We start from the raw sequence: 14,569 nt of genomic DNA, 5'->3' as shown, positions 1-14,569 counted from the left end.
CGTGATCGAGCCGGTTTCGCCGCAGTACGGCGGCGGCGCGCTCGCCGACGTCCTGCCGTCGGTCGCCGGTGCGCTGTCGGTGCCGGGGGAGACCAACCTCCTCGACCTACCACCCGCCTCCCGGTACGCCGTCCTGCTGCTGGACGGACTCGGCTGGAACCTGCTGCAGCGGTACGCCGACGCCGCGCCGTACCTGTCGTCGCTGATCCCGAAGAGCCGCAGTCTGACCGCCGGCGTGCCGTCAACGACGGCTGTCAGCCTCACGAGCCTCGGCACGGGTCTACCGCCGGGTGCACATGGAATCGTCGGTTACACGTCGATCGTTCCGGAGACCGGCGCGCTGCTGAACGCGCTGTCGTGGGACGCGCCGGTCGACCCGCGACGCTGGCAGCCGCATGGAACCGTCTTCGATCGGGTAGCCGCTGCAGGTGTTGCCACACGCAACGTGAGCAAGGCGCGGTTCGACACGTCCGGGCTGACGGCGGCCGCGTTCCGGGGGAGCGCACACCGCGGTGCCGACACTGTCGAGGACCGGCTGGATGCGACGCGTTTCGCTAGTCGTGAAGGGAAGTCGTCGCTGGTCTACGTGTACGACTCGCAGCTCGACTACATCGGCCACCAGCAGGGCTGCGACTCCTGGCAGTGGCAGAAGGAACTGGGTGCAGCCGACGCGTTCGCCCAGCAAGTGCGTTCAGCGCTGCCGCGGGACGCCGTACTGCTCGTGGTCGCCGACCACGGCATGATCGACATCGCCCCCGAGCACCGCGTGGACCTCGACGCAGAACCTGCACTGACCGACGGGCTGACTCTCGTCGGCGGGGAGTCGCGTTTCCGCCACCTGTACTGCGTTCCGGGCGCGGAGGCCGACGTACTCGCCGTCTACCGGGAGCGGCTGGGCGAGAAGGCGCTGGTCCTGACACGCTCCGAGGCGATCGCCCGCGGCTGGTTCGGTCCGGTTGTCGAGGACCGGGTGTCACCGCGCCTCGGCGACGTCATCGTCGCGGCGCTCGGACCGGTTGCGCTGGTGGCCAGCCGCCGGCACGCGCAGGAGGCCGGGCTGATCGGTCTGCACGGCTCACTGACTGCGGACGAGATGGAGATCCCGCTCCTCATCGACACGGGGTACTAGAAGCTCCAGACGTCCCAGAAGAAGCTGGTCGTGGCCGTCTTCGCTTCGCCGTCGCGGGCGGTGACAGTCACCTTGTACCGGCCGGCGCCGGGTGTCAGCACGCCGGTGATCCAGCCGCGCTCTGCGTCGATGCTGAGGCCGGGCGGCAGACCGGTTGCCGAGTAGCTGATGTCACCGGTGCCACCGGTGCCCTTCAGCAGCAGCGGGACCGCCGGGATACCGCCGACGCCGAGCTGCTCGGACGGCTGGGTGACCGAGATCGCGCCCTGCGGCTGGGCGGACGCGGCACCGACCGCCTCGGCCGCGTCGACGAGACCTTCGCCGTAGTACGAGTTGTTTCCCGCAGATCCGGAGCACTCACCGGAGGCCGCGGGCGGGCACGCGAGGTCGTTGGCCTGCTGGGCGAGCCGGGCGCGGACCTGCGCCGGGTTCAGTTTCGGGTCGACGCTGCGGAGCAGGGCCGCGACGCCGGCGACGTGCGGCGACGCCATCGACGTACCGTCGAGGAGCTTGTAGCCGCCGCCCGGCACCGTCGAGTACACGGCCTGGCCCGGTGCGGCGAGGTTGATCTTGCCCTCACCGAAGTTCGAGAACGGCGACTTCGCGCTGGTCGGGTCCACCGACGCGACCACGACGACGTTCGGCAGTTCGGTCGGCAGGCTGATGCAGTCGTTGGTGACGGCGCGGTCGGTCGGGGTCGAGTCGTCCGGGCTGGTCGGGTCCTCGGTCTTGTTGGCCAGGTCGTCGTTCTCGTTGCCGGCCGCGGCGACGTTCACCACACCCTTGCTGTCCGAGTACGCGACGGACCGGCGTACCGCTTCGGCGATCGCGTCCTGGTCCTTGTCGGTCGGGCAGTTGTAGAGCCACGGGTCGGTGTAGTAGCTGTTGTTGGTCACCGACACGCCCTTGTCGGCGGCGAACATGAACGCGCAGACCGTGTTCTCCGGGAAGAACAGCTCGGTGCCGGCCTCGGCGACGCGGATCGACGACACCTTCACGCCGGGTGCGACGCCGACCATGCCGAGACCGTTCTTCGCACCGGCGATCGTGCCGGCCACGTGCGTGCCGTGCTCGGCGATCGGCCGCCAGGCGCCCGCTCGCGTGTCGGCCTTGCCGTACGCGCAGGACGCCGACTTCGACGCGTCGAAGTTCGCCTTCAGGTCCGGGTGCTGGTCGTCCACCCCGGTGTCGAGCACACCGACGGTGATGCTCTTCGAGCCCGGGTTCTTCGCCCACGCTCGATCCGCACCGATCTGGGTCATGTCCGCACGGTCGATCTCCGGCTGGGCCGTCGTGACTTCGGGCACGGCCGGTGGGATCGCCGGGTTCGCGACAGCCGCGGGCAGGTCCGTGGTCCGGGTCGCGCCGGCCTTCTGTACGCCGTCGACGCCGCGCAGCTTGTCCGCGAAGTCAGTGGCCGTCGAGTGCGCCACGATCACCCCGATCGCGTCGTACGTCGCGTAGACCGTGCCGCCGTTCTGCGTGATCGCGCCGGTCACCTTGCCGGTCTGGTTCGGCGCGGTGATCACGAAGTACGCCCGCAGTCCCGCCTCGGCCCGGAGCGGCGCCGCACCGGCCGGAACAGTGGCGGTGGCGACCACCAGAAAGGCCGCGAGGACGAGAAGCAGAGCTTTGCGCACAATCCATTCAAGCTGAACGGAGGCTCAGAACCCAACCCACCCCTCCGACACACCCCGGGGTGCGGGCCGGACCTCTGACTTGGCAGGATGTTCGCCCGTGGCTGAGCTCCTCTATTTCACCGGGACCATGGACTGCGGCAAGTCGACGCTGGCGCTCCAGATGGATCACAACCACAAGGCACGCGGGAGGCTCGGGAAGATCTTCACCAGTCATGACCGGGCGGGGGAGTCGGTGCTCTCGTCGCGCCTCGGGCTGTCCGCGGAAGCGGTCGAGGTCCGCACCGAGTTCGACTTCTGGGACTACGTCGTCAACGAGCTGACCCGCGGCGGCCGGATCGACTACGTGGTCTGCGACGAGGCGCAGTTCTACAGCCCGCTGCAGATCGAACAGCTCGCGCGGCTCACCGACGAACTGCAGATCGACGTGTTCTGCTTCGGCATCCTGACCGACTTCCGGGCGACGCTGTTCCCGGGATCGGCACGTCTGGTGGAGCTCGCGGACCGGATGGAACTGCTCCAGGTCGAGGCCTTGTGCTGGTGCGGTGAACGGGCCACGCACAACGCCCGTACGATCGGTGGGGAGATGGTGACCGAGGGCGAGCAGCTGGTGGTGGGCGACATGGTGTCGCTGGACCACGAGGTCGCGTACGAGGTGCTCTGCCGCCGGCACCACCGCCGCCGCCTCACCCAGGCCCGCGCCCGAGCCACCCTGTCACCCGAAGTCCTGCCGTTCGGAGGAGCTGCGTCATGAGCCCGTTGATCACTGTGGACGACCTGCGTGCGCTGGGCGCCGCTCCGGTGCTGGTCGACGTCACCTGGAACCTGGCCGGCCCGCCCGGCAAGGAGGCCTACGACGCCGGCCACCTGCCCGGCGCGTGCTTCGTCGACCTCGACACCGAGCTCGCCGCCCCACCCGGCCCCGGCCGCCACCCGTTGCCCACCGCAACCACCGTCACAGAGACGTTCCGCCGCCTCGGCATCAGCTCCGCTGACACCCCGGTCGTGGTGTACGACGCCGCCAACTCGATGTCAGCTGCCCGTGCCTGGTGGGTGTTCAGGTACTTCGGGCTCACCGACGTACGCGTCCTCGACGGCGGCCTGGCCGCGTGGAAGGCCGCCGGCGGAGACATAACTGTGGAATCGCCGGGTGATGGTGCCGGTACCTTCGCCGCAACCCCTGGTCATCTGCCTGTGCTCGACGCCGACGGTGCTGCAGCTGTGGCCGCGAAGGGCATCCTGCTGGACGCGCGGGCGCCCGAGCGCTTCGCGGGTGAGGTCGAGCCGATGGACCCGGTCGCCGGGCACATCCCGGGCGCCGTCAACGCCCCGACGACCGCAAACGTCGACGAGACCGGCCACTTCCTCCCGCCCGCCGACCTCCAGGCCCGCTTCACTGCCCTCGGCGTCACCCCCTCCACCGAAACCGCCGTCTACTGCGGCTCCGGAGTAACCGCCGCCCACGAAGCCCTAGCCCTCGAATCCGCCGGCCTCCCCGCCACCGTCTACATCGGCAGCTGGTCCGAATGGATCACCGACCCCACCCGCTCAGTAGCCACAGGCACCGACTAACCAGATCGACTTTGTGCACCAGATCCGTACGCCGCGACCGTCGCCGTACGGATCTCATGCACAAAGTCACTGATCACGACGGTCGCGGCTGTCCTCGTGCACGGCTGACGAAAGGGTTGACTTGGCCGCAGTGGCGCGGGATGGTGTCTGAGCAATCGATTTCCCACCTCCACCGCCCCTGGGAGTCAGTCGATGATGAAGCGATCCACGTTCCTGCGCGCGGCCTTCGGTGCCGGCGTACTGGCCGCCGTACCGGGCCGTGCCTTCGGCAGCAGCCAGGCCGTGCTGACCAACAAGGTGGCCGATCTGACCGGGCCTGGTCTGACCGACCGGTTCCGGATGGCGGCGACCGACCTCGGGATTCCGGCGCGGACGCCGGACGGGCGGCTGCTGTTCATGTTCGGCGACACCTTCGAGGAGGCGCGCGTCGGCGGTGGCTGGTGGCGGTCACCGGTCGCGCTGTGGTCGACGACCACCGACCTGAACGGCGGCGTGAGATGGTCCGGCGCGGTCGGGGGAGACGCGGCGCAGCAGCTCTGGGACTACCCGCACGACAATCCGACGTTCTCGACCGTGCTGCCGTCGGACGTGATCACGATCGGCGGGTCGATGTACCTGCACGCGATGGTGAACAAGGGCCTCGGAAACGTCGTCTGGACAGAGATCTGGCGTTCGGACAACTCCGGCGCGAGCTGGTACCACACCGGCGCGAAGTTCGACCCGAACCTCGACGGCGGGATGTTCCAGCTGCTGACGTGGGGGCTCGGGAACGACGGGTACGTGTACGTCTACTCGACCGGGTTCCAGCGCGACAAGCCGATCATCCTCAAGCGCGTCCGCCAGGAGCAGATCGCGAACCCGGCGGCGTACGAACCGTGGGGTTACCGGGACGGGGTCTGGGCGTGGGGCAATCCCGCGACGCCGATCCTGAACGGGAGCTTCGGCGAGATGAGCCTGCGTCCGCTCGGCGGCAAGTGGGTGCTGACGTGGTTCAACGCCGGCGACTACCGGATCGACGGCATGATCATGGACACGCCGACCTCCAACCTCTACACGGCGTACCGGCAGACCCTGATCTACGGCGGCGCGTGGGGCTCGGAGAACGACAATCACGTCGCCCAGTTGTACGGCGGGTACGTCATCCCGGGCTCGACGCTCTCGGACATGCACCTGTCGGTCAGCCAGTGGAACACCGATAACGGCTGGCCGTACCGAGTCATGCAGTTCCGCGTCCGCGGCTTCGGCTAGAGCTCGCGCCACACCCCGACGGCAGTACGCGGGAGGATGTCAATCAGTTGACCGTAGGGGTGAAGCCGCCGTCGATACGCAGGTTGGCTCCGTTGATCGAGGCACCTAACGGGCTGGCGACCAGAGCGGTCAGTGCGCCGATCTCGTCGGGTTCGGCGAGGCGGCCGGACGGGTTGGCGAGGGGTCCCGCGATCAGGGTGTGGGCGCCTGCGTCGGCGTCGTCACCCATGCCGTGGTGCAACGGATGGGTTCCGACCGTGCCGCAGGCCTGGCCTGGCACGCCGAGCGCCTCGCCGACCAGGGCATGCTCGGTCCAGGCATTACCGCTGTGGAGGCTGCGCACCTGTTGTGGGCATTCACCGGTTTCGAGTTCTTCGACCAGCTCTACACAGGACGTGACCTTCCGGCCGACGCGGTCGCGGACCTCATGGTCACCACCGCCGAACGCCTGGTGCTGCAGCGCTACTGAGGGCCGGCGAGGCGGGCTGGTTGACCTGTAGCGAAAGCGTTACCTCAAAAGAGTTGGATGAGGTCTTGAGTTAGTAACACGCTTGGTTTAACTTACTCGGGACCTGGCCGGTGTGTGGCTCAGAGCACATCGGCGGCATCCGGAAACCCGAGGAGTTCCGATGACGAGAGTGAACAGGTGGGGCGCCGCGCTGGGGGTTGCCGGCCTGGTACTGGCCGCGGCCGGTTGCGCGAAGGCGACGACGCCGACGGCGTCCGGCGGCGGTAGCGAGATCGACCAGAGCGCGCCGGTCACCATCACGATCGGGGACCGTCCGACCCCCGACAAGCCGAACGACCTGAAGGCGTTCAACCAGAAGATCGCCGACTTCACGGCCAAGAACCCGAACATCACGGTGAAGTCGACCGAGACGTCGTGGCAGGCGCAGACGTTCCAGGCGCAGGTGGCCGGCGGCACGCTGCCGACGGTGATGAACATCAGCTTCACCGAGCCGGCCAACATGATCCCGAACAAGCAGCTGCCGGACATCACCGACGAGCTGAAGCTGGTCGACCTGACCAAGGACCTGAACCCGAACGTGCTGAAGATCGTCCAGGACGCGAACGGCCGGATCTACGGCGTACCGATCGATGTGTTCTCGGTCGGCATCGCCTACAACCGCGCCCTGTTCACGCAGGCCGGCCTGGACCCGGACAAGCCGCCGACGACCTGGGACGAGGTCCGTCAGTACGCCAAGCAGATCCACGACAAGACCGGCAAGGCGGGCTACGCGCAGCTCACCACGAACAACACCGGTGGCTGGATGCTGACCACGATGACGTACAGCATGGGCGGCACGGTCGAGAGCCCGGACGGCAAGAAGAGCACGTTCAACGACGCGCCGACCAAGAAGGCGCTGCAGCTGCTCAAGGACATGCGCTGGACCGACAACTCGATGGGCAGCCGCTTCCTGTACAACCAGGAGGAGGTCCGCCAGGACTTCGCGGCCGGCAAGATCGGCATGGTCCTGCAGGCGCCGGACGCCTACGACATGAGCGTGAAGCAGTTCGCCATGAAGCCCGCCGACTTCGGTGAGGGCGCGCTGCCGCAGGACGGTGGCCCGTACGGCACGCTGACCGGCGGCTCGCTGAAGATGATCAGCCCGAAGGCGACCAAGAACGAGGTCGTCGCGGCGCTGAAGTGGATCAAGTTCGACGTGTTCGACAAGTACACGACCGAGTCGGTCGCGATCCAGGACGCCAAGAACTCGATCGCCGACAAGGGGTTCGTCGGCCGTCCCGGCATCAGCCCGCTGAGCCAGGCGACGTACGACCAGTTCAACAAGTGGCGTGAGCCGTACGTGAACGTGCCGGTGAAGCAGTTCCAGGGCTACATCGACTCGACGACGTCGCTGAAGCTGCTGCCGGAGCCGTCGAACAAGGGCCAGGAGGTCTACTCGCTGCTCGACCCGGTGGTCCAGCAGGTGCTCACGAAGAAGGACGCGGACATCGACAAGCTACTGAGCGACACCGCTTCGAAGATCGACGCGCGTCTGGCGCGGTAGCCCAATGTTCCAGCAACGAACGCAGAAGTCCGGCCGGAGTGTTGCCACCTGGTACCGCTCCGGCGGGCTGAGCGCCATCTTCTTCGCCCTGCCCCTGGTGCTGATCTTCCTGTACTTCTCCTGGGGCCCGATCGTCCGCGGACTGGTGCTCAGCTTCCAGAAGAACAACCTGGTGCTGCCCGCCGAATGGGTCGGGTGGTCGAACTTCAGCTACGTACTGACCGACCCGCAACTCCCGCAGGCCGCTGTCAACACGCTGTACTTCGCCCTCCTGGCACTGATCTTCGGTTTCCCGGTGCCCTTGTTCCTGGCCGTGTTCATCAGCGAGCTGCGCAAGACCGGCTGGCTGTACAACGTGCTCTCCTACCTGCCGGCCGTCGTACCGCCGGTGGCCGCGATCCTGTTGTGGACGTTCTTCTACGACCCGAGCGGGGCGGGCGTGTTCAACTCGATCCTCGGCTGGTTCGGGCTCGGGCCGTTCGCGTGGCTGAACTCGCAGTCGCTGGCGATGCCGGCGATCGTGCTGGAGGCGACGTGGGCCGGCGCGGGTGCCACCTCGATCATCTACCTGGCGGCGCTGACCGGCGTACGCACGGAGTTGTACGAGGCGGCCGAGCTGGACGGGGCGGGGATCTGGAGCCGGGTCTGGCACGTCACGCTGCCGCAGATCCGCGGAATCATCCTGATCATGATGCTGCTGCAGCTGATCGGGACGTTCCAGGTGTTCACGGAACCGTTCCTGTTCACCGGCGGCGGACCGAACAACGCCACCACGACGATCCTGCTGTTGATCTACCGGTACGCGTTCATCAACGGCGACTTCGGTGCCGCGACTGCCCTCAGCGTGCTGCTGGCCGGGGTGCTGTGCGTGCTGTCGCTCGTCTACCACTTCGCTACTCGCCGCTGGAGTACTCCATGAGCTACGAGCGCGGAATCATCTCGCCGAAAGACCGGCAGCGCGGTGTGATCCGTTACGGCCTGCCGGCGATCCAGGTGCTGATCTTCATCACGGTCGCGGTGGCGGGCGTCGGTCCGCTGCTCTGGCTGCTCAAGTCCGGTGTCTCGACGAGCCAGGACATCCTGAGCGGCCCGATGCAGATGTGGCCGTCGGGCATTCAGCTGAAGAACATCCCGGATGCCTGGAACCGCGTGCAGATCGGCGCGTACCTCGGCAACACGGCGTTCATCGCGATCGGCTCGATGATCTCGACGCTGTTCGTGTGTACGACGGGCGCGTTCGTGCTGAGCATCTTGCGGCCGAAGTGGGGTCCGATCGTCACCGGCGCCGTACTCGCGACGCTGTTCCTGCCCGGTGTCATCTCGCTGGTCCCGCTGTACATGACTGTCCTGAAGATGCCGCTGCTCGGGATCAGTCTGCAGAACACGTTCTGGGCGGTGTGGCTGCCGCAGGCGGCCGGCGCGTTCAACATCCTGGTGATGAAGCGGTACTTCGACTCGATCCCGCGCGAGCTGATCGAGGCGGCCCGGATCGACGGCGCGAGCAACCTGCGGCTGTTCACGGCGCTGATCCTGCCACTGTCGAAGCCGATCGTCGGAGTCGTCGCGCTACTGACCGTCATCGGTTCGTGGAAGGACTACCTCTGGCCGCTGCTCGTACTGCCCGACCCGACGCTGCAGCCGATCTCGGTCGCCCTGCCGCGGGTGCAGAAGACCACCGAGATCTCGCTGCAGATGAGCGCGTTGTTCCTCGCGGTTCTGATACCTGTCGTGTTGTTCTTGGTGTTCCAGAAACAATTCCTGCGCGGCGTGGGGATGGCCGGAGGTATCAAAGAGTGAGTGAACTGAACGGCCGGCGGGTGCTGGTGACGGGGGCCGCCGGCCGGATCGGGCTGGTCACGGTCGAACACCTGAACGACCTGGGTGCGAAGGTGACCGCCCTGTCGAACGTCGAGCACCCGGACCTGAAGGCGGACCGGGTGCTGATCGGCGACACCCGGTCCGAGACGGATGTGGCGCATGCGCTGGAGGACGTGGAGTACGTCGTGCACCTGGCAGCGCTGCCGCACCCGTCGGCCGGTACGCCGTACGAGGTGTACTCGATCAACGTGGTGTCGACGTTCAACGTGCTGGCCCAGGCCGGTGCGCTCGGCATCGACCGGGCCGTGATCGCGAGCAGCATCAACGCGACCGGCGTACCGTTCAACCCGCACGAGATCCGGCCGCCGTACTTCCCGTGGCACGAGCAGGCGCCGAGCGACATCGGCGACGCCTACTCGCTGTCGAAGCAGAACGACGAGAACACCGCGCGAATGGCGTGGCGGCGGTGGGGGATCGACGTGGTCGCGTTCCGGTTCCCGCACGTGAACTCGACGGAGGTGCTGCAGAAGATGTCCGACCACGTCCGGGAGCATCCGGGCAGCGGAGTGCGGGAGGGCTGGAGTTACCTGGATACGCGCGATGCGGCGTACGCCGTTGAACTCGGACTGACGGCTCCGCTCTCGGGCGCGCACACCTTCTTCGTTGCCGCGAGCACCACCACCGCGCCGTACCCGACCGAGGACCTGCTGGACGCGTACGCGCCGGACGTGCCGCGGTCGCGACCGTTCGCCGGACGCGAGGTGCCGATCGACCTGACCGCCGTACGGACCGTGCTCGGCTTCGAGGCCCGGCACGAACTCGACCTACCCACCCTCCCTCTGGAGCACTGATATGCCCTCGAACTTCGACCAGCCGTGGCCTGCGCGGGACGACGTCCGGATCCGCGAGGTGAAGGCGATCGTCACGGCACCGCAAGGCATCCCGCTGGTGGTCGTGAAGATCGAAACCACCGAACCGGGCCTGTACGGGCTCGGGTGCGCCACATTCACGCAGCGCTGGAAGGCGGTCCAGACGTTCGTCGACGAGCACCTGTCCCGGCTGCTCGTCGGGCGCTACCCGGGTGACATCGGTGACCTCACGCGGCTCGCGTCGTACTCCGGCTATTGGCGTGGCGGACCGGTCACGAACAACGCGATCTCCGGTATCGACCAGGCGCTGTGGGACATCGCCGGCAAGCGCGCCGGCATGCCCGTGTACGAGCTGCTCGGCGGCAAGGTCCGCGCGGCCGCCGACACCTACATCCACGCCAGCGGGAAGACGATCGAGGACACGATCGACCACGCACAGAAGCTGATCGCGCAGGGCTGGCGGCACATCCGGCTGCAGGTCTCGACGCCGGGCGGCGGCGGGTACGGCGCTCCGCGGGTGCCGACGCTCTACCCGGACGCGCCGTACCACAACGGCTGGTCGGTGCGGGACTACCTGCGCACCACGCCGGAGCTGTTCGCCGAGGCGCGGCACGCGCTGCCGGATAACATCGAACTGCTCCACGACGTGCACTCGCGGCTGACGCCGAAGGAGGCCGTCGTGCTGGCTCGTGCGCTCGAGCCGCACCGGCTGTTCTTCCTCGAGGACGTGCTCGCGCCCGAGCTGTGGGACCGGCTGCCCGAGGTCCGGGCCGCCTCCCCGGTGCCGCTGGCCGTCGGCGAGCTCACGACGTCGTTCGGCGACGCGGTCCGGCTGATCCGGGACGGCGGTGTCGACTTCATCCGATCGCATGTCTCGGACATCGGCGGTCTCACCCCGGCCCGCAAGCTGGCCGATCTCGCCGAGATCTCCGGCGTCCGGACGGCCTGGCACGGTCCGGGCGACACCTCGCCGATCGGCGCCGCGGCCAACGTCGCGCTGGACGTGTCGTCGGTTGCCTTCGGCATCCAAGAGGGTCACCTCTACAACGAGGCGACGTACGAGGTGTTCCCCGGGACGCTGCGGATCGAGGACGGCTGGTTGCGGCCGAACGAGGCGCCGGGCTGGGGCATCGACGTCGACCTGGAGGCGGCGGCTCGTTATCCGGCGCAGCTGTCCGGTCACGACGAGTGGGCGGCCGGGGTACGACGGATCGACGGTGCGCTGGAAGCACCGTGATTCAGCAGTACGATCACGGCCAGTGAGGGACGAGACGGGGAGGCGGAGATGAGCGATTCGGTCGAGGGACTCGCCGAGCTGCGGCAGGCGGGCGCGAACCAGTACGACCTGGGCTCGTTCAACGAGGCCGTGATCATCGAGACGATCCGGCTGGCCGGCATCATCAGCCGGACCGAGATCTCCCGCCGTACCGGCCTCACCCAGCAGTCGGTGTCGCGGATCCTGCGTCTGCTCCTCCAGCAGGGGTTGCTGGTCGAGGAGGCGCAGGAGCGCGCGGAGCGGCTCGGCAAGCCGCGGACGCCGGTGCGGCTGCGGTCGAAGGCCGCGCATGCGGTCGGTATCCACATCGATCCCGAGCTGCTCACCGTCGCCGTGGTCGATCTGGACGGCACGATCGTGCGGCGCGAAACGGTCGACCTCGCCGACGACCTCGCGGCGGACAAGCTGATCGACCTGACCGCGGCCACGGTGAACGCGGCGCTCAGCATCAGCCAGATCGACCTCGCCTCGATGCTCGGCGTCGGCGTCGCCGTACCGGGCCCGATCGACGCGGACGGGACCCTGCTCGCGCTGCCGTTGCAACCGGCCTGGCGCGGGTTGAAGATCCGTCAACTGCTGCAGCAGAAGCTGAACCACCCGGTGCTGGTGGAGAAGGACGGTACGGCGGCCGCGATCGGCGAACGGTGGATCGGCCGGTCGGCGCGGGCGCGGGACTTCGCGTACCTCTACCTCGGCACCGGCGTCGGCAGCGGCCTGATCCTGAACGGATCGATCTACCGCGGCGGCACCGCGAACGCCGGTGAGTTCGGGCAGATCGCGGCGCTGCGGATGGGGGAGTGGGACCCGGTCGACGGGCCCCGGATGATCCCCGAGTGCAACCCGACGGCGTCGCTGCCGGTGATCGCGGGCGAGTTCGGGTACGTCGAGACCGACCCGAGCGCCACCGACGAGGCCAGGCGGTACCGGGCCGTGTGCAAGGCGGCGGCCGCCGGGGATGCCGCGGCGGTGCAGGCGGTCACGCAGGTCGCCCGCGTGATCGGGCAGGGCGCGGTCGGCCTGGTGGATCTGCTCGACATCGACCTCGTCGTCCTCGGCGGGCCGGCGTACAGCAAGGAGATCTCGGAGATCCTGCTGACCGAGATCGGGCGTGCGGTGAACGCGCATCCGGTGGCGCGCGAGACCCGGCCGGTCGTGGTCGAGGAGTCGATGCTGCAGACCGACGCGGCCGCGGTCGGGGCGGCGTCGACGATCTTCCACGACGCGTTCACCCCTCGGGTCTCGGGATCGAGTCAGGCACGTAGGCTGCCCAAGTGATGACCCAGTGATGACGCAGTGATCGCGCCCCGCCCGCTGACTTCGGACGTCGAGCTCCGGATCGGGACCCTCGACGACGCCCCTGCTCTCGCCGACGCACAGACCCGGAGCCGCGAACATCTCCGGCCCTGGGAACCGGTCCGGGACGAGAAGTGGTTCACCACCGCCGGGCAGGCCGAGCGGATGACGTACCAGCTCGAGCGCTACAAGAACGGCCTCGTGGTCCCGTGGGTGCTGGCGTCCGGCGATCGGATCGTAGGTCAGATCACCTTGAGCGACCTGGTTCCGGGTCCGTTCCGCAGCGCCGCACTCGGCTACTGGCTCGCGGTCGACGTACTCGGCCGCGGCCTCGCCACCCGCGCCGTCGAGGCAGTCGCCGAGATCGCCGACACCGAACTCAAGCTGCACCGCATCGAGGCCAGCACCCTCACCGGCAACGCCGCCTCCCAACGCGTCCTGCAACGCACCGGCTTCACGCAGATCGGCATGGCCCCGACGTACCTCCACATCGACGGCCACTGGCAGGACTGCAACCTCTACCAACGCATCCTGAACGCTCGCGCCCCCGGCGCCTGACCCACACCGTTACGTCCGAAGAACTGGAGGCACGTCCCGCCAGTTCTTCGGACGTAACGAGTTGTCAGGTCGGCGGTAGGCCGATGCCTCGGGAGACGTCTACGTCGTCGTAGCGGCCTTCTAGTACGTCCTGGAACTTCACCGGGCGTTGGAGGGTGGAGGCGATGTAGACGGCTCGCACTGTGGCGAGCGCGTCGATGGCGTCCTGGACGGTGATGGCCGGCTGGGTGCCGGCGGCGATCGCCTTGAGGATGTCGTCGTACTGCGCTTTGTGTCCGCCGGGGCTGCCGACGTCGACGGGCTGGTCGTCGGTGGAGCCGTCCACGTTCAGCCGGCTGAGGCGGTCGTCCTCGATCTCTGCGCCGCCTTCGGTGCCGTGGACGGAGACCCGGGTGCGGCCGCCGGGGAACGCCGCGGTGGTGGCGTGCAGCGTGCCGACGGCGCCGTTCTCGAAGGTGATCGTGGCGACGACGGTGTCCTCGACCTCGATCGCATGGTGGGCAGCCCGCAGCGCCTGAGCCTGGATGCTCACCGGGCGACCCATGAACCACAGCATCAGGTCGACGGTGTGCACGCCCTGGTTCATCAGCGCGCCACCGCCGTCCTGCGTCCACGTCCCGCGCCAGCCCGCCGACGCGTAGTACTCGTCGCTGCGCCACCACGCCACCGTCGCGACGGACGACGTCAGCTGCCCGAAGCGCCCGGCGTCGATCGCCTCCTTCACGACAGCGCTGCCCGCGTCGAAGCGGTGCTGGCTGATCACCGACGACTGCACGCCGTGGTTCCCGGCCCGGGTGGCCGCCGCGCCGAGGCGGCGGGCCCGGACCAGGTCGACGTCGAGCGGCTTCTCGATCACGACATGCTTCTTCTCGTTCAGTGCCTGCTCGGCCAGCACCGCGTGCGTGCCGCTCGGGGTGCAGATCGCGACGAGGGAGACGTCCGACCCGCTGAGCGCTGCGGTCAGGTCGTCGTACACCTTCGGCTCCGGCTGGCCGAGCTCGACCAGCTGCGCCTGGAGTGCCTCCCGGGCCGCGGCGTCACCGTCCACCAGGGCGGTGACGATCGCGTCCGGCCGTTCCGCGATGGTCTTGGCGTGGGTGCGGCCGATGATGCCGCACCCGACGATCGCGACCTGCTGTTCTGTGTCAGCCATCTCG

General features: G+C 68.3%; 15 protein-coding genes. 12 read left to right on the top strand and 3 right to left on the bottom strand.

The genetic code is table 11. From position 1 onward, the window contains the following. Position 1 precedes the first annotated feature (1 nt). Positions 2-1,129, top strand: coding sequence for an alkaline phosphatase family protein (locus ACWF0M_RS24945; protein WP_452238112.1), 1,128 nt, complete (start codon positions 2-4; stop codon positions 1,127-1,129). Here ACWF0M_RS24945 and ACWF0M_RS24940 read toward each other — a convergent pair. After that, positions 1,126-2,769 carry a S8 family peptidase gene (locus ACWF0M_RS24940; RefSeq protein ID WP_452238111.1) on the bottom strand — a complete coding sequence of 548 codons (1,644 nt, stop codon included), beginning with the start codon at positions 2,767-2,769 and terminating at the stop codon, positions 1,126-1,128. The two genes, ACWF0M_RS24945 and ACWF0M_RS24940, sit on opposite strands and share 4 nt — an antisense overlap. 97 nt (positions 2,770-2,866) lie before the next feature. On the opposite strand from ACWF0M_RS24940, the gene ACWF0M_RS24935 reads away from it, so the two are divergent. From ACWF0M_RS24935 to ACWF0M_RS24925, 3 genes are all read left to right on the top strand, one after another. After that, the gene (locus ACWF0M_RS24935) at positions 2,867-3,520 is read left to right on the top strand and encodes a thymidine kinase (RefSeq protein ID WP_452238110.1); all 654 of its coding nucleotides are present in this window, start codon (positions 2,867-2,869) and stop codon (positions 3,518-3,520) included. Then, positions 3,517-4,338 (top strand): sulfurtransferase, encoded by an 822-nt coding sequence (locus tag ACWF0M_RS24930; protein WP_452238109.1) that lies wholly within the window; start codon positions 3,517-3,519, stop codon positions 4,336-4,338. The genes ACWF0M_RS24935 and ACWF0M_RS24930 overlap by 4 nt, the downstream gene beginning before the upstream one ends. A gap of 192 nt (positions 4,339-4,530) precedes the next feature. Beyond that, on the top strand, positions 4,531-5,586 hold the full coding sequence (locus ACWF0M_RS24925) for a DUF4185 domain-containing protein (protein WP_452238108.1): 1,056 nt from the start codon (positions 4,531-4,533) through the stop codon (positions 5,584-5,586). 43 nt (positions 5,587-5,629) lie between these two features. Here ACWF0M_RS24925 and ACWF0M_RS24920 read toward each other — a convergent pair whose 3' ends face one another. Then, a complete protein-coding gene (locus ACWF0M_RS24920) occupies positions 5,630-5,815 on the bottom strand; it encodes an SDR family oxidoreductase (RefSeq protein ID WP_452238107.1) in 186 nt (61 codons plus the stop codon). Positions 5,816-5,830: 15 nt separating this feature from the next. On the opposite strand from ACWF0M_RS24920, the gene ACWF0M_RS24915 reads away from it, so the two are divergent. The 8 genes from ACWF0M_RS24915 (at position 5,831) to ACWF0M_RS24880 (ending at position 13,412) form a co-directional block, all read left to right on the top strand. After that, a complete protein-coding gene (locus ACWF0M_RS24915; RefSeq protein WP_452238106.1) occupies positions 5,831-6,055 on the top strand; it encodes a hypothetical protein in 225 nt (74 codons plus the stop codon). A 160-nt stretch (positions 6,056-6,215) separates the two neighbouring features. Further along, positions 6,216-7,598 carry an ABC transporter substrate-binding protein gene (locus ACWF0M_RS24910; protein ID WP_452238105.1) on the top strand — a complete coding sequence of 461 codons (1,383 nt, stop codon included), beginning with the start codon at positions 6,216-6,218 and terminating at the stop codon, positions 7,596-7,598. Between the two features lie 4 nt (positions 7,599-7,602). Further along, positions 7,603-8,517, top strand: a complete 915-nt coding sequence (locus ACWF0M_RS24905; protein WP_452238104.1) for a carbohydrate ABC transporter permease — start codon at positions 7,603-7,605, stop codon at positions 8,515-8,517. Then, positions 8,514-9,395: a carbohydrate ABC transporter permease gene (locus ACWF0M_RS24900; RefSeq protein ID WP_452238103.1), complete on the top strand. Its 882-nt coding sequence runs from the start codon at positions 8,514-8,516 to the stop codon at positions 9,393-9,395. The genes ACWF0M_RS24905 and ACWF0M_RS24900 overlap by 4 nt, the downstream gene beginning before the upstream one ends. Beyond that, positions 9,392-10,267, top strand: coding sequence for an NAD-dependent epimerase/dehydratase family protein (locus ACWF0M_RS24895; RefSeq protein WP_452238102.1), 876 nt, complete (start codon positions 9,392-9,394; stop codon positions 10,265-10,267). Before ACWF0M_RS24900 ends, ACWF0M_RS24895 begins: the two co-directional genes overlap by 4 nt. Position 10,268: 1 nt before the next feature. Then, positions 10,269-11,522: an enolase C-terminal domain-like protein gene (locus ACWF0M_RS24890; RefSeq protein WP_452238101.1), complete on the top strand. Its 1,254-nt coding sequence runs from the start codon at positions 10,269-10,271 to the stop codon at positions 11,520-11,522. A gap of 48 nt (positions 11,523-11,570) precedes the next feature. Further along, positions 11,571-12,836 (top strand): ROK family protein, encoded by a 1,266-nt coding sequence (locus ACWF0M_RS24885; protein WP_452238100.1) that lies wholly within the window; start codon positions 11,571-11,573, stop codon positions 12,834-12,836. Positions 12,837-12,854: 18 nt separating this feature from the next. Beyond that, positions 12,855-13,412 carry a GNAT family N-acetyltransferase gene (locus tag ACWF0M_RS24880; protein WP_452238099.1) on the top strand — a complete coding sequence of 186 codons (558 nt, stop codon included), beginning with the start codon at positions 12,855-12,857 and terminating at the stop codon, positions 13,410-13,412. A gap of 64 nt (positions 13,413-13,476) precedes the next feature. On the opposite strand, the gene ACWF0M_RS24875 is transcribed toward ACWF0M_RS24880, so the two are convergent. Then, positions 13,477-14,565, bottom strand: coding sequence for a Gfo/Idh/MocA family protein (locus ACWF0M_RS24875; RefSeq protein ID WP_452238098.1), 1,089 nt, complete (start codon positions 14,563-14,565; stop codon positions 13,477-13,479). Between the last annotated feature and the right edge of the window lie 4 nt (positions 14,566-14,569).

It is taken from the genome of Kribbella sp. NPDC055110 (assembly GCF_053607525.1).
Note: the sequence above shows the minus strand (reverse complement) of the source record. Positions and strands in the feature narration are given on the sequence as shown.